Origin of the sequence: Micromonospora sp. NPDC047467, from assembly GCF_040643095.1 — a bacterium.
GTDB lineage: Bacteria > Actinomycetota > Actinomycetes > Mycobacteriales > Micromonosporaceae > Micromonospora.
In genome coordinates this window covers 37377-59439 of sequence record NZ_JBEYTO010000005.1, presented here as the reverse complement: position 1 = coordinate 59439, position 22063 = coordinate 37377, and the positions used below count along the sequence as shown (strand labels likewise).

The window sequence follows — 22063 nt, the reverse complement described above, 5'->3', positions numbered from 1 at the left end:
CGCCCGCTGTCCACCATGACGCAAAGATGTCGCCTGGCGCGACACCTCAGGCGCACTCAAGGCGACATTAGAGTGACCCAGCGCTATCGTGACGGACATGAACGCCCCGAACACCGCCCTGCGCGCGGTCCGCACGGGGATGCGCAAGAGCCAGGACGACTTCGCCCGCGCGCTCCAAGCCGCTGGCGACCGCGTCGGCGAGCCCGATGACCAACACGGTGGCCACGACCTGACCTCGCCCATGTCCAGCCTGGCCACGCCGACACCCAAGCCACTCTCGGTCCACGGGTCGCACGAGGGCGTCTGGCTCAGCCGCTACCAATTCCATTCCAGCGGCCGGGGAGAGTCATTCGCCGGGCAGCACTTCGTGGTCGTACTCCAGCACGGCGACCGACTGACCGTGCGCAGCCTGCCCGGCTCGGCAACGTCGTCGCTGTCGCTGGATCTCACCGTCGACGGTGCCGTGGTTACCGGCACCTGGGTGGAGCAGACCGATCCAGCCGGCTACTACCGGGGAGCCCGGTACCACGGCGCAATCCAGCTACTGGTGGAGCCCACCGGCCGACGGATGGCCGGGAAATGGGTCGGATTCGGCAAGGACATGGACGTCAACACCGGCCCGTGGGAGCTCACCTTCCAGGACGCCTCCACGTCCAAGGCGACGCTCGACCAATACAACACGTCACCCGAATAGGACGTCGCCCATTGGCGGCACCGCGTCATGGGAAGCCGCCCTACCCCGCCGGCAGCGTCTGCTTCGACGCCGAGGCGCACGCTCATGCCGAGAACAGTGCACCTGATCATGACGGGAAGGGCTTACATGCCGATGGTTCCGTCGATCCGCTCGCGGAGCAGGCCTGCGTGGCCGTTGTGGCGGGCGTACTCCTCGATCATGTGGATGAGGACCCAACGCAGCGAAACGGTGCCGCGCCACATGTCGTGGCCCTCGATGTCGAGGTTGTGGGCGGCGGCGATGAACGCGTCGGCGAACGTGACCTCGTCGTGCCACGCCTGCCGGGCTGCGGTGACGAAGGCTGCGTCGGGCACGGCGTCGTCGAAGTCGCCGTCGAGGTTGGTCTGGGACGAGAACCGTGGGCGTGTTGACCTGCCAGGTCTGCGCATTTCAACGTCAGCGTGGTGTGTTGGGCTCGCAGCATGTCGTGCAGCATCTGCCGTTCGTTGCCGGTGGCGGCAGGGTCAGCGGCGGCCGTGTTCGATGTGGTGGCGGGCGCGGGAGCGGGCGGCGGCGGCCGGGGTCGAGCCGGTGGCGCGGGCGGTGCGCAGGATGTCGGTGAGGGTGTCGGCGATGCCCTGGACCCGGGCGGTGGCCTGGGCGGAGGTTTCCTGGTGCAGTTCGACGGCGGTGGCGTGGATGATGCCGCCGGCGCTGACGATGATGTCCGGCGCCCAGAGGATGCCGTGCTGGTGCAGCAGGTCGGCGGTGGCCGGGGTGTCGAGTTGGTTGTTGGCCGGTCCGGCGATCGCGGCGCAGTGCAGTGTCGGCACCGTGTGCGGGGTGAGCAGACCGCCGAGGGCGGCGGGCACGAGCACGTCCACGTCGGCGGTCAGGCAGTCCTGCGGGCTGGCCCAGGCGGCACCGGCGGCGTCGGCGAGCATTCGTCTACCCTCGTCGATGTCGGCGGCCACCAGGGTCGCGCCGGCGTCGGCGAGCATGCGCAGTACGTGGCCGCCGACGCGGCCGAGGCCGAGCACGGCGAAGCTGCGCGCGGACAGGTCGGCTGACCCGAATCGCTCGGCGCACAGGGCATGCAGCGCGGCGAGGACGCCGACGGCGGTGTGTCCGGAGGAGTCGCCGCTGCCACCGGCGTGCACCGGTCGGCAGAACGCATGCGGGGTACGCTCGGCGATCGTGACCATGTCGTCCGGTCCGGTTCCCACGTCCGGTCCGGTGGCATAGGCGCCGTCCAGCCCGGCGATCGCGTCGCCCACGTCGTGCAGCACCGCCCGACGGGCAGCCGCGTCGAGTGTCCTGCCCTGGGGCAGGGCGACGACGGTCTTGCCACCGCCGTTGGGCAGCCCGGCCAGCGCGCATTTGTCCGACATCGCGGCCGACAGCCGCAGCGCGTCGGTGAGCCCGTCACGCCAGTGCGGGTAGTGCGCGATCCGGCAGCCGCCGATGGCCTGACCGAGCGCGGTGGAGTGCACCGCGACGACGATCGGCAGGCCGGACCGTACGCCCCGCCTGACGACGACGTGTTCGTGCATGGACTCGGTGTCGAGGTGGGTCGCGACCATGATGGCTCCTGTCGTGTGCTCGCCGGAACGGGATCGACAGTAGGCAGATGGTTGGCATCGACCGGCTCAAAGCGGACATCGTTCGGAGACAATGGCAAGATTCCGGTCGTGGACGAACTTGATACGGCGATCATCCAGCACCTGCAGACACATGCGCGGCAGACCAACCGCGAACTGGCCCGCGCGGTCGGCATCGCGCCGTCCACCTGCCTGGAGCGCGTGCGCGCACTGCGGGAACGCGGCGTGATCATCGGCTACCACGCCGAGATCAGCCTGGCCGCCCTCAACCGCGGCGTCCAAGCATTGCTGCACGTGCAGGTCCGGCCCCTGAGCCGCACCGTCATCGACGGCTTCAAGAAATATGCGATGGAGCTGCCCGAGGTGCTCTCGGTGTACGTCGTGGCCGGCGGCGACGACTTCCTCGTCCACGTCGCCGTACCCAGCGTCGACAGCCTGCACTCCTTCCTCATGGACAAGTTCAGCGGACGCCGCGAGATCGTCGGGTTCCGCAGCTCCGTCATCTATCAACACGCCCGAAAGCAGGTCATCGAACCACTTGACCCGTAACGCACGGTCGCAAAGTCGGGACAGTGCACACATCTACCGCCGATCAGGCGCGGCGCGGTCGCCAGGACCGCTTGATCAGGTGCGCGCTCATGCCGCGATCCGTGCGCTACGCAGCGTCACGCCGAGCTGGCCCGGTTGCCGTCCGGACGTGCCGAATACAGGGCGTCCGGGTGAGGAGGGTCGGTGGGAGTTTGAGCGGTTCAGTGAGAATGCCGGTATGCCGCTGACGAACCCTTGGCTTGCCGGTCCAACTCCTGATCGAGACCTGCCGCGCGAGCAGCTCGAAGAACGCATCCTGAATCTGCTGTCGACTCACAACCTCGCTGTGATCGCCACAGTCAACAAGGACGGCAGCCCTTCCGCGACCCCGGTGCGCTACTACAGCCTGGGCTTCGAGATCTTCTACACCAGTTGGAATGCCTCGGTGAAGTCCCGGAACCTCAAGCGCGATCCGCGGATCTCGGCAGGGATCGTCGCGTCCCTTGTCGGACAGTCGAGCAGCCGCGGGGCGCAGCTGTTCGGCAGGGCACGGACTCTCGAGCGTGACGACCCCGAGGTTGAGCAGTACTGGGAGGCGTTCCGGTGGCAGTCGGACCACGTTGAGCAAGGACGCTCCCTGGGGGAGCCTCCCACCGACCCTCTGACGATCATCACCCCCAACCGCATCCTTTACACCGAGCACTGGCTGCGACGTGCTGGATACCGACCCCGGCAGACCTGGCGCCCTGCATAGGCTCTGGTACCCGCTTCTAGCCGCTGGTCGGGCACCCGCCTCTGCATCCCGGTCAGGAACGCGCGGCGCTGGCCTTGAGGCTCCGCAGCTGTTCGACCTTGCGCTCGGCGTCCTGCCGTGAGTACGAGCCGAGCGCTGAGAGAGGCATGGCGTCGTCACCGAGACGGAGGACGGGAGCGTAGAGCGGCAAGCCTCCCCGTACGTCGATCTGCACGCAGTCGACCGACTGGATCGCGCTCCACGGTGTGACCTGGTCACGGCTGTCGAAGCCGCGGGCACGGACACCCTCTCCGCTGATTACCACGCCGAGTCGAAGAGCCCGCCAGATCCCGGCCATGCCGCTCGTGACGAGTAGGCATCCCAGCACGATGCCGAACCAGTCGCGCTCGGCCAGTACGTCCCCGGAGGTGAAGTACGTGACGCCCAGCAGGGTCCACACCGTGAAGAGGACGACCAGGACCGGAATCTGGATGCGTGGCCTGATCACGATGCGGTGCATAGCGGAACATGCTAAGCGTCACGACCGCTGAAGCCAGGCGCCGTCCGGTCGTAACCGATGAGAGCTCGTGGGGGCGCTGCGAGGAGTAGGCGTCAGGAGACCGACGGCGGCCAGCGGTGAATGCGCCACCCGTTCCAGGTCGCGAATCCAGCCGGAGGGTCATCAATGGGTTCGCTGCCGTCGAGTTCGCCCGGCGTGGGGATCTCGATGGTGGCGGCCCACTCGGCGAGTTCCTCGTCGGACATGGGCCACGTCGTGTGTGGCGCTTCGGCTTGGCGCTGATCGAGTCGTCTGCGCTGCTCGGCTGGGGTGAGTTCGAAGTAGCGCATCTCCACCGTCGCGCCGAGGTCCGTTGCTGCCTGCCGCAGGGCGGAGCGCTCGTCCCGGCTCCAGAGGCCGTAGTCGATCACGACGTTGTTGCCGAGTTCGAGGGCGCGCAGCCCGATCTCGATGAGCCGTCCTTCGATCACGTCCTGAGCCGAAGGCGGATTCTCGTGCCCGTAGAGAGCCTTGACCCATTCGTCCTTCGTCAGACGAAGGGCGTTGCACTCGATCTCGATACGCCGAGCAGCGGTGGTCTTCCCGGTGCACGGGAGCCCCACCGTCAGGAACAGCGTTGGCTGCGTCATCGCCCCGCTTCCGATCGAACACCCCATCATTGCTGACATCCACTCATGCCGGCGATTCCAATGCGGTCAGCGTGTCCGGGTCTCCCAGACCGGCTGCTGGGGCTCGTCGTTGTGCACGATGACGTCGACGTGATCGGTCGGGCGCACCGTGTCGAAGTAGAGCCGTTGGGACGGGATGTACCGCTCCCGCCAGCGCCGTTCGACGTCGGCCCGAGATGACACCCGCCGCTCTCGGATCACGGCACGTTCCACGGTCTTCTCAAGCGCGATCGACACAAAGATTCTCAGGTCCCACCGATCAATCAGTTCCGGGCGCATGAGAAAGACGCCGTCGAACACCAGCACGGCGTCGGCGCGGGCAGTGTTGACCGTCGGGGACAGCACAGCGTCGGCGGTGCGGTCGTACACCGCGGGTTGGAAGTTTCGGTCTCCGCCAGGGCCGAGAGGATCGAGCAGAACACCGTTCAGTGCGCCGTAGTCGTGGGCGTCGAAGTAGCAGCCTTCGGCCGAGTACTCGCCGCGCGGATAGCGCTGTGCCCGGGGGAAGAGGAAATCGTCGATCGTGGCACGGATGACGTCGCGGCCCTGTTCGCGTAGTACGGCGGCCAGTTCATCGGCGAGGGTGGTCTTGCCGGCGGCGGGTGGACCGTCGATGGCAACCCGTACCGGGTGTGCGACGGTGACGGACCCAACCGCCTCAGACAGGCGGCCGAGCAGCTCCGAACGGCGCGACCCAGGCCGCTTCTCACTCACCGCAACTGGCAATCTTGGACAGTTTCCGTCATCGCTTGACGGTAATTGTCCAAGATCTGCCCTGCCAGCTCCATGTCAGTCTTCGATGCGTCCGGTGGTGGGGTCAACCATGGCCAGGAAGTCGCGGATGTTCTCCCTGTGCTCGTCGAGCGACAGGTCGAGAGTCGGGCTCATACCAAATCCGTAGCCGGGGTTCGGCCCGCTGAGCCACGTGTAGTCGGTGCCATTGCACTCGTTTCGGCGGAGAGCGAACGTCTCTCCATCGACGTCAAGAGTGAGCGACGTGGCACCTCCAGTCTCGGGGCGCAGGCCGGGCTCGGCCTCCGCACCGGCCCCCTGGTCGCCGTTGCCGTCATCTGGGTAGATCGCCTTCACAAGGCCATCTTCACAGCAAGGGTCCCCTCCCGGCGACGTTGTCGGGAGGGGGCCCTTGCTGCGGTGTGACTTACGGCTTGACGTACGCGTTGACGAACGACGGGTAGCCGAAGACGCTGGAGATGAAGATCCCGCCCGCCTTGGACCCGTGCACGTTGTAGGCCACGTCGACATAGAGCGGCACCACGGGCGCGTACTCCTTCATGATCCGCTCATCGAGCTTGGCCCACTCCGGGCCCTGCTCGGCCGGGGCCAGCGCCAGGATGCGGTCCATCTCGGCGTTGATCGTCGGGTCGTTGAAGTAGGACTGGTTGCTGTTGCCCTCGGCCTTGATGGTGCGGCCGTCATAGAGCACCGGCAGGATCGAGGCGCCACTCGGCCAGTCCGCCGCCCAGTTACCGATGTACAGGTCCCAGGGGTTGTCCTTCTTCTTGATCTCGTCGAGCTTGGCGTCGTCGGAGATGTTCCGCAGCGTGATCTTGAAGCCGGCTCGCTCCAGGTTCGCCTTGAGCTGCGCGCCCTGCTGCTGCTCGGTCGAGTTGTCGGCGACACCGAGGACCAGCTCCGGCGTCTGCCCGCCGAGCAGTTCCTTGGCCTTGGCGACGTCACCGTTGGGTCCCGCCGGGTACGCCTCGTACGCCTTGTAGCCGATGGTGGCCGGCGGCATGAGCGTGGTCAGCGGCGCGGCGACGGTCTGGCCACCGAGGGCCTTGATCATCCCATCGCGGTCGATGGCGTAGTTGAGCGCCTGGCGGATCTTGAGGTCCTTGACGCGCTGGTTGTTGATGACGAGCTGGTTGGCGCTCGGCGTCGGCGACAGGATGCTGCGCGACTTCAGCGACGCGTCACCGACCACCTTGGCGACGAGCGAGGCGGGCACGGCGTTGAAGGCGAGCGCGCTCTGGTCGGCGCCGTTGTCGGCGATCACCCGGTTGTTGGCGGCGTCGGCGGTGGGGCCGAAGGTCCAGACGAACTGGTCCGGGTACTGGTGCCGGACCGGGTCGGTCTTCGGGTCCCAGTTGGGGTTGCGGTCGAGGGTGATCTGCACGCCGACCTGGTTCTTGGCGACCTTGTACGGGCCGGACGAGAAGGGCTGCTTGTCCAGGTCGACGCCGGTGTCATTGTCGGGCGGCAGCGGCGCGGTGGTCGGCAGCGAGACCGCGAACGGCAGGTCGCAGCGGGGCTTGGCGAACTCGAAGCGCAGCGTCTTGTCATCCGGCGTGGTCAGGCCCGGCGGCAGCGACGTCTTGTTCTTCTTGAAGTCCCACGTGGTGTCGAACTGCGGGCTGTCGGCCAGCCACTCCTGGATGTAGGTCGGGCCGCCGGAGAGGTCCGGGTCGAAGGAGCGGGCGATGCCGTACGCGATCTCCTTGGAGGTGATCGGGCGGCCGTCCTCGAACTTCACCCCGTCCTTGACCTTGAATTCCCAGACCTTGCAGTCGTTGTTGACGTTCTTGCCCGGGGTCTCGGCCAGGTCGCCCACCAGGACCAGACCACCCTTGCCGTCGTCCTTCCAGGTGGTGAGGTAGCGGGCGAAGAGCGGGTTGGCCATCAGACCCGCGAACGAGTACGTCCGCTGCGGGTCCAGGTGGGAGATCGGCGACTCCCGGATGATGGTGAAGGTGCCGCCCTTCGCGGCGCCGCTCACCTCGGCCGCCGGGCCCTGCGAATCCTTGGGGTCGGTCGCGATGACCCCGGTCTGCTGCCGTTCGGTGTCCACCGTGGTGCCCTCGCCCGTGTTCTTCGAGCACGCACCCAATGCCACAACCAGAGCGATCGCGCCGCCTGCGGCAACCGCCACGCGTGGTCGCATGAAGTACCCCCTTCACTCATGTGCCGTGCGTTTGCGTCGGGGCGAGAACCGCCGACGTTCCGAGGATCGTAAGGAAGAAAACCTACGAGTTGTGTAACAGTTGTCGATAAATTTCGCCATCCGTGGGCGTGGCGGGCACGCTGCGGATCAGCGCAGCCGCACCCGGGGGTCGATGGCCGCGTAGAGCAGGTCCACCAGCACGTTCGCCACCACCACGAAGACGGCCGCGATCAGCACGGTCGCCATGATCGTGGGCAGGTCACCGGAGCGAACGGCGTCCACCGCCGTACGCCCCAACCCCTGGATGCCGAACGTCGTCTCGGTGATCACCGTGCCGCCCAGCGCCCCGCCGACGTCCAGCCCGGCGATGGTCACCACCGGGGTGATCGCCGCGCGCAGCGCGTGCCGCCCGTACACCTTGGGTTTGGCCAGGCCCTTGGCCCGCGCGGTGCGGACGAAGTCCTCCGACAGCGTCTCCAACATCTGCGCCCGCGACAGCCGGGCGTAGATCGCCGAGAACAGGAACGCCAGCGCCACCCAGGCGAGCACCAGCCCACTCGCCCACTTCAACGGGTTGTCGAAGATCGACGTGTAGCTCGGCACCGGCAGCCACCGCAGGTTGTAGACGAAGACCAGCAGCAGCACCGCGCCCACGAAGTAGAGCTGCAACGAGGCGCCGGTCAGCGAGAAGCCGATGGCGGCCCGGTCCAGCCAAGTGCCCCGGCGCAACGCCGACACCATGCCCAGCCCGACCCCCAGCAGCAGCCAGAGGATCGCCGCCGGGATCACGATGCTCAGCGTCACCGGCAGCACCCGGGCGATGGTGTCCGAGACGGCCTCGTTGGTGACGTACGACCAGCCCAGGCAGGGCGCGTCGCACCGGCCGCCCTGGGCGCTGCCCAGGTCCCGACCGGTCACGATGCCCTTCATGTAGCCGGCGTACTGGCTGATCAGCGGGTCGTTCAGACCCAGGTCGTCGCGGACCCGCTCCAGCCGCTCCGGGTTGCAGTTCTTCGAGCAGATGCTGCTCACCGGGTCGCGCGGCAGGGCGAAGAACATCAGGAACGTCAGCACGCTCACCGCGAAGAGGGTCAGCACCGCGGAGAAGAGTCGCTTGATCAGAAATCGCGTCATGGGGACCCCTACCGGGACGACTTCGGGTCGAGCGCGTCCCGCAACGCGTCGCCGAAGAGGTTGAAGGCGAACACCAGCGCGAAGATCGTGATGCCCGGGAAGAACACGTACGCCGGGTCGGTCTGGAGGAAGTCCAGGCTTCGATAGATCATCCGGCCGAAGCTCGGCGTCTCGTCGCTGAGGCCGACACCGATGAAGGACAGCGCGGCCTCGCTGGTGATGAACTGCGGCACCGCCAGGGAGAACGACACCAGGATCGGCGCCCAGATGTTCGGCAGCAGTTGCCGGAAGAGCATGTGCCCGAGCCCCGCGCCGCTGGCCTTGGCCGCCTCCACGAACTCCCGCTCGCGCAGCGCGACCACCTGCCCGCGGACCAGGCGGGCGGTGCTGGTCCAGCCGAAGATCGCGAAGACGGCGATCAGCACGCCCACCCCGAACGCGGACGACACCTGGCCCCGCTCACCGTAGAAGCGCAGCGTGATGGCGGGGGTGAGCGCCAGCGCGATGATCAGGAAGGGCATGGCCAGGGTCAGGTCGGTGATCCAGTTGATCACCGCGTCGAGCCAGCCGCCGAGGTAGCCGGCGAGCGCGCCCAGCACGACCCCGATCGTCGCCGTGATCAGGGCCGCCGCGAGCGCGATGAACAGCGACGTCCGCAGCCCGTAGATCAGCCGGATGAAGATGTCCCGACCCAGACCCGGCTCCAGGCCGAACCAGTGGTCCCCGGTGACCCCGCCGGCGTAACCCAGCGGCATCCCGAAGCCGTCCAGCAGGTTCTGGAACTGCTCGCGCGGGCCGACGCCGTAGGCCATCTCGATCAGCGGGGCGGCCAGCCCCAACACCATGAAGAAGATCAGGAGTACGCCGCTGACCACGGCGGTCCGGTCACGACGCAGCCGCAGCCAGGCGAGTTGGCCGGGCGAGCGGCCGACGACCCCCTTCGCCGCGGGCTCACCCACGCCGTCGCCGGACTCGATCTCGGCCAGCGCCACACCCTCCACCGGAGACAGGCTCACGACGACACCTCCTCGACGTCCACGTCGGCCCCGCGACTTCCTGCGACGGCCGCCGCCTCGGCGGGTTCCGGGAAGTGACACGCGGTGGCCTGGTTGCCGCCGTCGCGCGCCACCAGCGCCGGCTCCTCGGCGGCGCAGACGTCCTGCGCCTTCCAGCACCGGGTGCGGAACCGGCAGCCCGACGGCGGGTCGAGCGGCGTGGGCACGTCCCCGGTCAGCCGGATCCGGCCCGCCGGGCCGAGCTGGGTGACGTCCGGGATCGCCGAGAGCAGAGCCCGGGTGTACGGGTGCTGCGGGCGCTCGTAGATGTCGGCCCGATCGCCGATCTCCACGATCCGGCCCAGGTACATGACCGCGACCCGCTGGCAGAAGTGCCGCACCACGGCCAGGTCGTGCGCGATGAACACGAACGCCAGGCCCAGCTCCCGTTGCAGGTCGCGCAGCAGGTTGACGACCTGCGCCTGGATCGAGACGTCCAGCGCGGAGACCGGCTCGTCGGCGACGATCAGCTTGGGCCGCAGGGCGAGCGCGCGGGCGATGCCGATGCGCTGGCGTTGGCCGCCGGAGAACTCGTGCGGGTACCGGTTGTAGTGCTCCGGGTTCAGCCCGACCAGTTCCAGCAGCTCCTGCACCCGGGCCTTGATCCCGCCCGGCGGCTTGACCCCGTTGACCTGCAACGGCATGGCCACGATCCGGCCGACGGTGTGCCGGGGGTTCAGCGAGGCGTACGGGTCCTGGAAGATGATCTGGAGTTCCTGGCGCAGGGGGCGCAACTCCCGTCGACCGGCGTGGGTGATGTCCCGCCCGGCGAACTCGATGGTGCCTGCGGTCGGCTCCAGCAGCCGCACCAGCATCCGTCCGGTGGTGGTCTTGCCGCAGCCCGACTCCCCCACCAGGCCGAGCGTCTCGCCCGGCCGCACGTCGAAGTCGAGCCCGTCGACCGCCCGCACCAGGCCGGTGCCGCGCAGCCCCTGGCGTACCGGGAAGTGTTTGGTCAGGCCGCGGACCCGCAGCAGCGGCTCCTCGCTCATCGCGCCACCCCCACGGATGCGACGTCCTCGGCGTAGCGCTCGGTGCGCTCCTGCGCGCTCAGGTGGCAGGCGACCAGGTGGCCATCCGCGCCGGCCCGGCGCAACTCGGGCACCTCGGTGCGGGACCGGTCGCCGTTGCGGTTGGCGTAGCGGCAGCGCGGGTGGAAGGCGCAGCCGGACGGCAGGTTGATCAGGCTGGGCGGGTTGCCGGGGATGGGCAGCAGGTCCGCGTCCGCGTCGCCGTGCAGCGACGGCACGCTGGAGAGCAACCCCCAGGTGTACGGGTGCTGCGGCGAGCGGAGCACCTGCTCCACGCTGCCGTGCTCGACGGCTCGCCCGCCGTACATCACCAGCACGTCGTCGGCGACCTGGCCGACCACACCGAGGTCGTGGGTGATCAGGATGATCGCGGACTGGAACTCGGCCTGGAGGTCGGCGAGCAGGTCCAGGATCTGCGCCTGCACGGTGACGTCCAGCGCGGTGGTCGGTTCGTCGGCGATCAGCAGTGCCGGGTCGTTGACCAGCGACATGGCGATCATCGCCCGCTGGCGCATGCCGCCGGAGAACTCGTGCGGGTACTGGTCGAAGCGGCGCGCCGGCTGCGGGATGCCGACCCGGTCCAGCATGTCCACCGCCCGCTGGCGGGCCTCGCGGCGGCTGGCCTTCGGGTGGTGCACCCGGTACGCCTCGGCGATCTGCCGGCCCACCGTGTAGTAGGGGTGCAGCGCGGAGAGCGGGTCCTGGAAGATCATCGCCATGTCCCGGCCACGCAGTCGACGTACCTCCTCGTCGGCCAGGCCGACCAACTGCCGGCCGCCGACGCTGATCTCCCCGGTGATCGTGGTCCGCTTGGGGTCGTGCAGGCCGAGGATGGCCAGCGAGGTGACGCTCTTGCCGGAACCGGACTCGCCGACGATGCCGAGGGTGCGACCGCGCTGCACGGCGAAGGACACCCCGTCGACCGCGCGCACCACGCCGTCGGAGGTGTCGAAGCGGACCCGCAGGTCACTCACCCGCAGGTAGGCGTCCTCGTTGCCGCGCTGCGCCGGCACGGTGGGATGGTCGTCCGGTCCCCCGGACGGCGCCGGATCCGAATTGCCCACGGCCGCCTCCCTCAGTGACGAAGAGAACTTACAGGCAAGTCCCGAGGGTGAAAATAAGCTACAACGTCAGCACCTGTCAGCGGGCCCGAGCGTAACGAGTCGGCATCGACCCCGCAGCCCCGTCACCTCGCCATCCACGCCCATTCATGCCGCGACCGCACCTTGGGTGCGCTGTCGACGCCGCCGCGCCCCGCGCCCCGCGCCCCGCGCCCCGCGCCCCGCGCCCCGCGCCCCGCGCCCCGCCACAAGATCCTCACAACATCCCCGATGTTGCTGCCTCAGGTGCGGCGGAGGCAGCAACATCCCCGATACTGCGCGAATCTTGACGACGAACACCGCCCCCGACAGGCCGGAAGCGGAGTTTGGGGCGCCCACCGCCGCCAAGGTCACTCTCGAACCAGGATCTAGTGGCATCACCGACGCGCCGATACCACTACATCCGAGATCGAGCGCGATCTTGTAACTCAGCTGAGTTGTCTGCACCACCCCCGATGCGCCTTGCCTGCGACGGCAGGGAGTGCCGCGACTCAGGGGCGATCAGGTGAGGTGCAGATGGCCGTGGCCGTGGCCGTGGCCGGGGCCCTGCCGCTTCACCGACCGCGCGGTGTGACGATGACCTGGGCGCCAACGGCCACGATCTGCTCGCCAGTCAACATCGCTGGCGCCTGAAGGTGGAAGGCGGTCCCGTCGGGCAGCGGGACCTGCAGGAACCACCCGTTGAGCGTCTGCACCAGATCACTTTCCCTGCCGTTGACCTGCACCGTCTCAATCCGCTTCGCGCCACTCACCAAGCCCATCAGATTTCTCTCGGGAGCTTCGACGAGATTGACACTGAGTTCCTCGCCAGACACGGGGGCGCGCAGGGTAACGATCTTGTTGTCCTTGAAGGCTGCCAACCGCCAGCCCGCTGGAGCGAGACGCACCTGCAACGGCACCGGCTGGGCATCATCCGCCACGGTCGCGGCCAGCGCCCGCACCGCCGTTTCGCTGCCGAAGCGACCATGGCCGGTGAGCGTGACCCATTGACCGGACCGGCGCTGCCAACTCAGCACCACCGACGTGCCGGACTGTGCCTGATGTTCGACCACGAAGCCGGGCACGCCCTGCAACGTGACGGACCGGATCCGCTCAGGCGCGTCCTGTGGCACATACCGATCCCCGACGCCGAGGTAGACATCGCTGACGCCATCAGTCGCCGGGAAGACCGCCGTCATAACCGGCCGGTCGTTGCCCTGCTCGTCGCGGGCAACACCGCCACTGAAGGTCGGCGCCGCCAGGTCAGCGGGGCGAGGACGCAACCCGATGGGATACACCGGCGCGTCGAACGCGACGAGCTGCACGCCCGCCGACTGGCCCGCCGGAGCACGATGCTCCGACAACACGAATGAACCGCCAGCAGCCGCGGCGACCACGACCACAACGGCGAAGCTTAGGCCAACCCGCCGATGTTGAAGCGCCCACCTTGCACGTCTCCAGCCCCACCCAGGGTGGGCCGGCGCAACCGCGATCACCTCGGCCATCAGTCGGTGACGAGCACTGGACAAAGCCGCCGAAGACGCCGCCGGCGCGTCCGGACCATAGTCGCTTAGCAATTCGAGATCATTCATGGCAACTCCTCCTTGATCATCGCCGAGCTGAGGGATTCACGAGTCAGGCGTCGGGCCCGGTTCAGCCGGGACCGGACAGTGCCAACAGGTATGGCGAGCACCGCGGCGATCTCGACGTAGGACAACTCGGCCCACGCCGTCAGCAACAACACGTCCCGGTCCCCGCGCTTCAACCGCGCGAGAGCCGCAGCCAACTGCTGGCGCAGGGCCTGCGCGTCCGTGCGCTCGACTGCTTCATCGTCGCTCGACGTCAGATCGGTGGTGATGGCGGCCAACCGGGCCAACATGCGGTACCGGCGCTCCTCCTGCCGCGCTTGTCGGTGCAGCACATTCGTGGCGATGCCGTACAGCCAGGCCCGCGGATCAACGCCCTGCGATCGATAAGTCGCCCTCTGCCTAAACGCAATCAGGAACGTCTCAGCCAGCAGGTCGTCCGCCGCGCTACCGACCCGGCGCGCCAGATACCGGTGAACGGCCACAGCATGCCGGTCGAACAGGGCGGCGAACCGCTCAGGACACTCGACCGACTCGCGCATCAACAGGTCATCGCTCACCAGCTGCGACGGCTCCACGAGCTGCACCGGGGGAGGCCGCTCCGATCGAGGGCCGGCCGGCTCGCCCAAGGAAATATCCCTCACTTCGTACGTTGCGCTCACACCTGTTTATGCCCGCAGAGCGCCACCGGGTTCACGCCGCCGCCTACGGAACTCGGCGGCCCACACCACCAGAATCGAACTTTCAAGAAGGAGCTCTCCCGGTACTTCCAATCTCGCTCTGACGCAAATGAACCTTTGCGATCACAACGTCTGAGCGGGCATTTCATCTCGCGCTCGCACGTCGAGTGCGACGTTGGCGATCCCCATGAGTTGCACTGGCCGCATGCTTCACGACGGAATTCTTGACCGTGCGCTGCCCTGGACCGAGTCCGACTACCTTGCCGTCGGTGAGACGGCCCACCGGATCGAACTCCTCGACGGCGGACTGCTCATCGGACCATCACCGTCCGTCCGACACCAGGTGATCGTCCGTGGCCTGGCAACCGCGTTGGAACCAGGCTGCGCTGCGGCGAACCGTACCCTTCTCCCGGTCATCAACCTGCGGCTGAACCCGACGCGGATCCTCAACCCCGACCTCGTGGTGACGGCGGAGCTGGATCTCACGGCGGACTGCGTGCCGGCGGGCGCGGTCCTGCTGGTTGGCGAAATCACCGCGCCACACACCGCAGTCATCGATCGGGTGCTGAAGCCGCACCTGTACGCCGAGGCCAGCATCGAGTGGTACCTGCTCGTCGAGCAGGAGTCCCTGACCCTGCACCTCTACCAGCGACAGGGTTCCCACTACGTCGAGCGGTCGATGACCAGGGCCGGCGAGGTGTTGGAGCTGACGGAGCCGGTGCGGGCCACGATCCGGCCGGAGGATCTCGTCCCCTGACGGGTGTCGGTCGGCTGGCCTAGGGTCGGTCGCATGACCGAGTTCGACGCGGCCACCGCCGCCGTGCAGGCCGCCCTCGATGCGGGCGCCCGGTATGCCGACGCCCGGGTGATGCACCGCCGCTACGAGTCGATGACCGCGCGCAACGGCGACGTGGAGGAACTGACCCAGGACGAGAGCATCGGGCTCGGCGTCCGGGCCCTGGTCGGGTCGAGCTGGGGCTTCCACGCCGTACCCGATCTGTCGGACGCCGCCGCCCGCGACGCCGGCCGCCGTGCCGCGCGGACGGCCATGGCGAGCGCGCGGGTGCCCGGCCCGCCGGTCGACCTGGTGCCGGGCCAGCCGGTGGCCGCGAGCTGGGCGTCCGACTGCAAGGTCGACCCGCTCGGGGTGCCGCTGTCCGACAAGGGCGACCTGCTGGTCGGCGCGACCCGCACGATGGCCGAGCACGGCGCCGACCTGGCCGAAGGGCTCTACCAGATCTGGGACACCGCCAAGTGGTTCGTCTCCAGCGAGGGCCACCGGATCGACCAGCGGATCCGCGAGTGCGGCGGCGGCATCTCGGCCACCTCGATCGGCGACGGCGAGACGCAGCGGCGGTCCTGGCCGAGCTACCGGGGGCAGTACGGCACCACCGGCTGGGAGCTGGTCGAGTCGCTCGACCTGGCCGCGCACGCCGCGCAGATCGCCGAGGAGTCCCGGGCGCTGCTCACCGCACCGCCCTGCCCGGCGGGCGAAACCGATCTGATCCTCGGGGGCGAGCAGTTGGCCCTGCAGATCCACGAGTCGGTCGGGCACGCCATCGAGCTGGACCGGATCCTCGGCTGGGAGGCCGCCTTCGCCGGCACGTCCTGGCTGGACCTGGCCCAGCTCGGCTCGCTGCGCTACGGCTCCGAGCTGATGAACATCACCATCGACCCGACCATCCCCGGCGCGCTGGGCAGCTTCGGTTTCGACGACGAGGGCTCACCGGCGGTCAAGCGGGACGCGGTACGCGACGGGCGGTGGGTGGGCGTGCTCGCCGGGCGCGACTCGGCCGCCGTGGCCGGCCTCGACTACGGCGGGAGCGTACGCGCCGACGGGTGGGCGCGACTGCCGATGGTGCGGATGACCAACGTCGGCCTGGAGCCCGGCCCGCACACCCTGGAGGAGATCATCGCGGCCACCGACGACGGGGTGCTGATGGACCTCAACCGGTCCTGGTCGATCGACGACAAGCGCCTCAACTTCCAGTTCGGCTGCGAGGTCGGCTGGGAGATCAAGAAGGGCCGGCGGGGGCGGATGCTGCGCAATCCCACGTACACCGGGATTGGCCCGCTCTTCTGGCGTTCGATGGACATGCTCTCCGGCGAGACGGTGCCCTGGGGGACGCCCAACTGCGGTAAGGGCCAGCCCGGCCAGACCGGGCACACCGGCCACCCGGCCGCGCCGGCCCGCTTCCGCAACGTCCGGGTGGGAGTGTCCGCGTGAGCGCGTCGACGGAGGTGGAGCTGGCGGGGCAGGTTGTCGAGCTGGTCCGACGGCTCGGTGGTCCGGGTGCGCAGGCTGAGGCGGTGGTAACGCGGGCGGATCTGGCGCTGACCCGGTTCGCCAACTCGGCCATCCACCAGAACGTCGCCGAGTCGACCGTCGGGGTCCGGCTGCGGCTGCACGTGGATGGGCGGACCGCCGCGGGCAGCGGCAGCGTGGTCACCGCCGATGGGCTGCGCGCCCTGGTCGAGCGCACCCTGACGGCGGCTCGGCTCTGCCCGCCCGACCCGGGCTGGCCGGGGCTGACGCCACCCTCACCCGGGCCGGATGCCCCGCCGGTCGACGAGGCCACCGCGCACGCCGAGCCGGATCAGCGGGCCGATCGGGTCCGCGCGTTCGTGGCCGCCGCCGGTGACCTCACCACGGCGGGTTACTGCCGTACCGCGCACCGCTCGTCGGCGTTCGCGAACTCGGCCGGGCACACCGCGTACGGCCGCTCCGCGGAGGCGGCGATGGACGGCATCGCGCGCCGCGACGGCGCGGACGGGGTGGCGCGGCGCTGCGCCGACCGGCTGTCCGACCTCGACGGCGCGGAGTTGGGCGCGCACGCCGCCGCGAAGGCGCGCGCGGCGGCCGACCCGGTCGAGTTGCCGCCGGGGCGCTACGAGGTGGTGTTCGAACCGGCCGCCGTGGCGGACCTGCTGCAGAACCTGTCCTGGTACGGCTTCAACGGCAAGCGGTACGCCGAGCGGCAGTCCTTCGCCGAGCCCGGGGCGGCGCAGTTCGACCGGCAGGTGACCCTGGTGGACGATCCGCTGGGCGCGTCGGGGCTGCCGTTCGACGCGGAGGGCACCGCTCGGCGGGCGTTGACCCTGGTCGAGGCGGGCACCACCCGGGCGGTGGCGCACGATCGGCGGACCGCCGCCGAGGCGGGCGCGGAGTCCACCGGCCATGCGGTCGCGGGTGGTGCCACCTGGGGTCCGATGGCCCGCAACCTGTGCCTCTCCGGTGCCGCGGCCGGCCCGGCCAGCGCGGTGGGTCGGAGCACCACGGGCACGGCGGCCGGCGCGGTCGTCGACACGGACACCGCGGCGCTGGTCGCCGGGATGCGGCGCGGGCTGCTGGTCACCGACCTGTGGTACACGCGTGTCCTCGATCCGAAGAGCCTGGTCGTCACGGGGTTGACCCGCAACGGGGTCTGGCTCGTCGAGGACGGCACTGTCGTGCGGGCGGTCCGCGATCTGCGGTTCACCGAGTCGTACCCGAGGGCGCTCGGGCCGGGTGCGGTGCTGGGGCTCGGCGCGCGGCCGGTGCGTCAACCGGACCGGGTGGACGGTACGTGGTGGACGGCGCCGTCGGTGCGACTGGCGTCCTGGCATTTCACGGGAGGCGCCTCAGGCTGAGCGGCAGGGCGGGCAGTGATCTTCTTAACAACGTGCCATCGATCGGCGTGCCAGGCCTTTTCCGCAGGCCAGAGACACGGGACACTCCCTTGCGCGGACGGCTCGCAAAGATCGGCGTAACGTGTGTCACTTAGCTGCGCCGGTCATCCGGCGTGGTCGTTGGTGTGCGCATGACGTGGCAGCGGGTGCGGTTCGCCGGGCCGCGTGCCGACCGGAGATAGATCAGCCCGCCCGTACGGGCCCGCCGAGGAGACGACTCGAATGACTTCAACGGCAACGAAGCCGCGGGGAGCGCGGGCACGCGCCGCCATCGCGGCGAAGACGTTGCGTACCGACCGATGGTGGATCGCCCCGCTGATCACCGTGATCGGGCTCAGCGCCTGGGTCGCGTACGCGACGGTCCGGGTCTTCATGCACAAGTGGTACTGGGTGGACCAGTACCACTACCTGACCCCGTTCTACTCCCCCTGTGTGACGGACCGATGCGTCGAGGGGGCCTCCCACTTCGGCCGGTTCCTGCCGGGCTGGTGGATCATCCCGGACGCCGCGCTGACCCTGCCGTTCCTGCTGCTGTTCCGGCTCACCTGCTACTACTACCGCAAGGCCTACTACCGGTCGTTCTGGCTGTCCCCGCCGGCCTGCGCCGTCCCGGACGGCCACGCCTCGTACAGCGGCGAGACCCGCTTGCCGCTGCTCGGCCAGAACCTGCACCGCTACTTCTTCTACGCCGCCGCGATCATCTCGCTGATCAACACCTGGGACGCGATCCTCGCCTTCCACTCCCCAGAGGGCTTCGGCTTCGGCCTGGGCAACATCATCCTGGTGGGCAACGTGGTGATGCTGTGGGCGTACACCATCTCCTGCCACTCCTGCCGGCACATCATCGGCGGCCGGCTCAAGCACTTCTCCAAGCACCCGGTGCGGTACAAGGCCTGGACGTTCGTCTCGGCCCTGAACGTCCGCCACATGCAGCTCGCCTGGATCACCCTCGGCACCCTGGCGCTGGCCGACTTCTACATCATGGCGCTCGCGGCTGGCTGGTTCTCCGACCTGCGGTTCATCAACTAAAGGGCCCCTGACATGACCACTACCACTCGCATCGAACGACACCACTACGACGTCGTCGTCATCGGGGCCGGCGGCGCCGGTCTGCGCGCGGCGATCGAGGCCCGGCTCGCCGGCAAGAAGACCGCGATCATCTCCAAGTCGCTCTTCGGCAAGGCGCATACGGTGATGGCCGAGGGCGGCGCCGCCGCCGCGATGGGCAACGTGAACAGCCGGGACAACTGGCAGGTGCACTTCCGCGACACCATGCGCGGCGGCAAGTTCCTCAACAACTTCCGGATGGCCGAGCTGCACGCGAAGGAGTCGCCGCAGCGGATCTGGGAGCTGGAGACGTACGGGGCGCTCTTCGACCGCACCAAGGACGGCAAGATCTCGCAGCGCAACTTCGGCGGCCACGAGTACCCCCGGCTGGCGCACGTCGGCGACCGGACCGGCCTGGAGCTGATCCGCACCCTCCAGCAGAAGATCGTCTCGTTGCAGCAGGACGACAAGCGCGAGTTCGGCTCGTACGACGCCCGGATCAAGGTGTTCTCCGAAACCACCATCACCGAGCTGCTGCTCGACGGTGACCGGGTCGCCGGCGCGTTCGGCTACTACCGCGAGTCGGGCGAGTTCATCCTCTTCGAGGCGCCGGCCGTGGTGCTGGCGACCGGCGGGGTCGGGCGCTCCTACAAGGTCACCTCGAACTCGTGGGAGTACACCGGGGACGGTCACGCGTTGGCGCTGCGCGCCGGGGCGACTCTGATCAACATGGAGTTCCTCCAGTTCCACCCGACCGGCATGGTCTGGCCGCCCTCGGTGAAGGGCATCCTGGTCACCGAGTCGGTCCGTGGCGACGGCGGTGTGCTGAAGAACTCCGAGGGCAAGCGGTTCATGTTCGACTACGTCCCCGACGTCTTCCGCAAGCAGTACGCGGAGACTGAGGAGGAGGCGGACCGCTGGTACACCGACCCGGACAACAACCGCCGTCCGCCGGAGCTGCTGCCCCGCGACGAGGTGGCCCGCGCGATCAACAGTGAGGTCAAGGCCGGTCGGGGCTCCCCCGCCGGTGGTGTCTTCCTGGACATCGCGAGCCGGCGCTCGGCCGACGAGATCCGGCGGCGGCTGCCGTCGATGTACCACCAGTTCAAGGAACTGGCCGACGTCGACATCACGGCCGAGCCGATGGAGGTCGGGCCGACCTGCCACTACGTGATGGGCGGCGTCGAGGTGGACCCGGATTCGGGTGCCGCCTTCGGCCACGTACGCGGGCTGTTCGCCGCCGGTGAGGTCTCCGGCGGCATGCACGGCTCGAACCGGCTGGGCGGCAACTCCCTGTCCGACCTGCTGGTCTTCGGCAAGCGGGCCGGTGGGCACGCGGCCAGCTACGCCGACGGGCTGGACGCCCGGCCGAAGGTGGCCGTGGACGCGGTCGAGGCCGCCGTGGAGACCGCGTTGGCTCCGCTGCAACGTGACACCGGCGAGAGCCCGTACACCCTGCAGCAGGACCTCCAGGCGGTCATGGGTGATCTGGTCGGCATCATCCGGCGCGAGGGTGAGCTGGCCGACGCGCTCGTCCGGCTGGCCGAGCTGCGCGAGCGGGTGGCAAAGGTGAGCGCGGCCGGCGGCCGGCGCTACAACCCGGGCTGGCACCTGGCTCTCGACCTGCGCAACATGCTGGTGGTCTCGGAGTGCACCGCGAAGGCGGCGCTGGAGCGGCAGGAGTCGCGCGGCGGGCACACCCGGGAGGACTACCCGACGATGGAGCCGAAGTGGCGGCAGGTCAACCTGGTCTGCTCGCTGGACGGCGACGCCGTGCGGCTGACCCGCAAGCCGCTGCCGAAGATGCGTCCGGAGCTGATCGGTCTCTTCGACCGGGCGGAACTGGCCAAGTACCTCACCGACGAGGAGATCGCCGACTTCGACGCTCTCGTCGCCGACGCTGGAGAGGCGGACAACCGATGAGCGCGAAGCGTCAGTTCCGGATCTGGCGGGGCGACGAGTCCGGCGGTGACCTGCAGGACTACATGGTCGAGGTGAACGAGGGCGAGGTCGTTCTCGACGTCATCCACCGCCTGCAGGCCACCGACGCGCCCGACCTGGCGTGCCGGTGGAACTGCAAGGCCGGCAAGTGCGGCTCCTGCTCCATGGAGATCAACGGCAAGCCGCGGCTGGGCTGCATGACCCGGATGTCGACCTTCGGCGAGGACGAGACCGTCACGGTCACCCCGCTGCGTACCTTCCCGATCATCCGGGACCTGGTCACCGACGTCTCGTTCAACTACGAGAAGGCTCGGGAGACGCCGGCGTTCGCCCCGCCTGCGGACGTCGCCCCGGGCGACTACCGGATGCAGCAGGTCGACGTCGAGCGCTCGCAGGAGTTCCGCAAGTGCATCGAGTGCTTCCTGTGCCAGACCGTCTGCCACGTGATCCGCGATCACGACGAGAACAAGCAGGCGTTCTCCGGCCCCCGGTACTTCATCCGGGCCGCCGAACTGGACATGCACCCGCTGGACGCCCGGACCGACCGCAAGGAGTACGCACAGGCCGAACAGGGCCTCGGCTTCTGCAACATCACCAAGTGCTGCACGGAGGTTTGCCCCGAGCACATCAAGATCACTGACAATGGGATCATCCCCATGAAGGAACGGGTCGTCGACCGCAGGTACGATCCCCTTGTGTGGCTTGGTAGCAAGATCTTCCGTCGGGGCGAGACGCCCCAGACCAGCGTGTCCACCGCCCGTCAGGGCTCGGCGACGCCTGCGGGCACGAGCCGGCGCGGCGTGCACTCGCACGCGGGTGGCTCACACGACCCGCAGGCCGAGGCGCAGGCACAGAGCGGCGTCAACTGGCACCGGGAGGTGCCCCACCCGACCGCTCCAGCGGTCGACGAGCGGGGCAAGCTGCCGCTGACGGAGCTGACCTTCGACCGGGCTGCCGCGCCGTCGCCGTTCGGCGACGACGTGACCTTCCCGCTGCCTCCGGACGAACTCAACTTCGCCCACCCAGACCAAGACAAGCACTAAGCACGACCACGAAACGGGGGCTACCGGCACTGCCGGTAGCCCCCGTCCCCATACCCCCCTGTCCCCGTCCCCCCGGTTGCCACCCCCGTTGATCATGAAGTTATTGCCGGTCCGGCCGGCGTGTCGCAGCAATAACTTCATGGTCAACGCCGGTGACGGGTGGGGTGGGGGTG

The 22063-nt window shown here is 68.9% G+C and carries 21 protein-coding genes and 1 pseudogene; 9 read left to right on the top strand and 13 right to left on the bottom strand.

What is annotated here, in order from left to right; translation table 11 throughout:
• Positions 1–97 precede the first annotated feature (97 nt).
• Complete coding sequence (locus tag ABZ780_RS15730) at positions 98–694, top strand: XRE family transcriptional regulator (RefSeq protein ID WP_357007314.1); 597 nt, start codon at positions 98–100, stop codon at positions 692–694.
• A 122-nt stretch (positions 695–816) separates the two neighbouring features.
• Here ABZ780_RS15730 and ABZ780_RS15725 read toward each other — a convergent pair.
• Positions 817–1128: pseudogene (locus ABZ780_RS15725) on the bottom strand (DUF664 domain-containing protein); the annotation flags it as partial.
• Positions 1129–1197: 69 nt separating this feature from the next.
• Positions 1198–2256, bottom strand: a complete 1059-nt coding sequence (locus ABZ780_RS15720; protein WP_357007311.1) for a Glu/Leu/Phe/Val dehydrogenase dimerization domain-containing protein — start codon at positions 2254–2256, stop codon at positions 1198–1200.
• A 108-nt stretch (positions 2257–2364) separates the two neighbouring features.
• On the opposite strand from ABZ780_RS15720, the gene ABZ780_RS15715 reads away from it, so the two are divergent.
• Together ABZ780_RS15715 and ABZ780_RS15710 are read left to right on the top strand one after the other, a co-directional pair.
• A complete protein-coding gene (locus ABZ780_RS15715; RefSeq protein WP_357007309.1) occupies positions 2365–2823 on the top strand; it encodes an Lrp/AsnC family transcriptional regulator in 459 nt (152 codons plus the stop codon).
• A 217-nt stretch (positions 2824–3040) separates the two neighbouring features.
• Positions 3041–3556, top strand: a complete 516-nt coding sequence (locus tag ABZ780_RS15710; protein WP_357007306.1) for a pyridoxamine 5'-phosphate oxidase family protein — start codon at positions 3041–3043, stop codon at positions 3554–3556.
• A gap of 52 nt (positions 3557–3608) precedes the next feature.
• Here the strand turns inward: ABZ780_RS15710 and ABZ780_RS15705 are convergent, their stop codons facing one another.
• From ABZ780_RS15705 to ABZ780_RS15655, 11 genes are all read right to left on the bottom strand, one after another.
• Positions 3609–4055, bottom strand: coding sequence for a hypothetical protein (locus tag ABZ780_RS15705; protein ID WP_357007303.1), 447 nt, complete (start codon positions 4053–4055; stop codon positions 3609–3611).
• Positions 4056–4147: 92 nt separating this feature from the next.
• Complete coding sequence (locus tag ABZ780_RS15700) at positions 4148–4684, bottom strand: ATP-binding protein (protein ID WP_357007301.1); 537 nt, start codon at positions 4682–4684, stop codon at positions 4148–4150.
• Between the two features lie 66 nt (positions 4685–4750).
• On the bottom strand, positions 4751–5437 hold the full coding sequence (locus ABZ780_RS15695) for a uridylate kinase (protein ID WP_357007298.1): 687 nt from the start codon (positions 5435–5437) through the stop codon (positions 4751–4753).
• A gap of 75 nt (positions 5438–5512) precedes the next feature.
• Positions 5513–5812 (bottom strand): hypothetical protein, encoded by a 300-nt coding sequence (locus tag ABZ780_RS15690; RefSeq protein WP_357007295.1) that lies wholly within the window; start codon positions 5810–5812, stop codon positions 5513–5515.
• 70 nt (positions 5813–5882) lie between these two features.
• Positions 5883–7625 carry an ABC transporter substrate-binding protein gene (locus ABZ780_RS15685; protein ID WP_357007292.1) on the bottom strand — a complete coding sequence of 581 codons (1743 nt, stop codon included), beginning with the start codon at positions 7623–7625 and terminating at the stop codon, positions 5883–5885.
• A 147-nt stretch (positions 7626–7772) separates the two neighbouring features.
• Complete coding sequence (locus tag ABZ780_RS15680) at positions 7773–8759, bottom strand: ABC transporter permease (RefSeq protein WP_357007289.1); 987 nt, start codon at positions 8757–8759, stop codon at positions 7773–7775.
• Between the two features lie 8 nt (positions 8760–8767).
• Positions 8768–9775, bottom strand: coding sequence for an ABC transporter permease (locus ABZ780_RS15675; protein WP_357007286.1), 1008 nt, complete (start codon positions 9773–9775; stop codon positions 8768–8770).
• Positions 9772–10806, bottom strand: coding sequence for a dipeptide ABC transporter ATP-binding protein (locus tag ABZ780_RS15670; RefSeq protein ID WP_357007284.1), 1035 nt, complete (start codon positions 10804–10806; stop codon positions 9772–9774). The genes ABZ780_RS15675 and ABZ780_RS15670 overlap by 4 nt, the downstream gene beginning before the upstream one ends.
• Complete coding sequence (locus ABZ780_RS15665) at positions 10803–11858, bottom strand: ABC transporter ATP-binding protein (RefSeq protein ID WP_357008186.1); 1056 nt, start codon at positions 11856–11858, stop codon at positions 10803–10805. The genes ABZ780_RS15670 and ABZ780_RS15665 overlap by 4 nt, the downstream gene beginning before the upstream one ends.
• Before the next feature lie 641 nt (positions 11859–12499).
• Complete coding sequence (locus ABZ780_RS15660) at positions 12500–13516, bottom strand: hypothetical protein (RefSeq protein ID WP_357007282.1); 1017 nt, start codon at positions 13514–13516, stop codon at positions 12500–12502.
• A complete protein-coding gene (locus ABZ780_RS15655) occupies positions 13513–14052 on the bottom strand; it encodes an RNA polymerase sigma factor (protein WP_357008183.1) in 540 nt (179 codons plus the stop codon). The genes ABZ780_RS15660 and ABZ780_RS15655 overlap by 4 nt, the downstream gene beginning before the upstream one ends.
• Positions 14053–14395: 343 nt before the next feature.
• On the opposite strand from ABZ780_RS15655, the gene ABZ780_RS15650 reads away from it, so the two are divergent.
• The 6 genes from ABZ780_RS15650 (at position 14396) to ABZ780_RS15625 (ending at position 21890) form a co-directional block, all read left to right on the top strand.
• Positions 14396–14947 carry a Uma2 family endonuclease gene (locus ABZ780_RS15650; protein WP_357007280.1) on the top strand — a complete coding sequence of 184 codons (552 nt, stop codon included), beginning with the start codon at positions 14396–14398 and terminating at the stop codon, positions 14945–14947.
• A gap of 33 nt (positions 14948–14980) precedes the next feature.
• Complete coding sequence (locus ABZ780_RS15645; protein ID WP_357007277.1) at positions 14981–16417, top strand: TldD/PmbA family protein; 1437 nt, start codon at positions 14981–14983, stop codon at positions 16415–16417.
• Positions 16414–17820 (top strand): metallopeptidase TldD-related protein, encoded by a 1407-nt coding sequence (locus ABZ780_RS15640; RefSeq protein ID WP_357007275.1) that lies wholly within the window; start codon positions 16414–16416, stop codon positions 17818–17820. Before ABZ780_RS15645 ends, ABZ780_RS15640 begins: the two co-directional genes overlap by 4 nt.
• Positions 17821–18081: 261 nt before the next feature.
• Positions 18082–18888 (top strand): hypothetical protein, encoded by an 807-nt coding sequence (locus tag ABZ780_RS15635; RefSeq protein ID WP_357007268.1) that lies wholly within the window; start codon positions 18082–18084, stop codon positions 18886–18888.
• A 12-nt stretch (positions 18889–18900) separates the two neighbouring features.
• The gene (locus tag ABZ780_RS15630) at positions 18901–20829 is read left to right on the top strand and encodes a fumarate reductase/succinate dehydrogenase flavoprotein subunit (protein ID WP_357007265.1); all 1929 of its coding nucleotides are present in this window, start codon (positions 18901–18903) and stop codon (positions 20827–20829) included.
• The gene (locus ABZ780_RS15625) at positions 20826–21890 is read left to right on the top strand and encodes a succinate dehydrogenase/fumarate reductase iron-sulfur subunit (protein WP_357007262.1); all 1065 of its coding nucleotides are present in this window, start codon (positions 20826–20828) and stop codon (positions 21888–21890) included. The genes ABZ780_RS15630 and ABZ780_RS15625 overlap by 4 nt, the downstream gene beginning before the upstream one ends.
• The last annotated feature ends 173 nt before the right edge of the window (positions 21891–22063 follow it).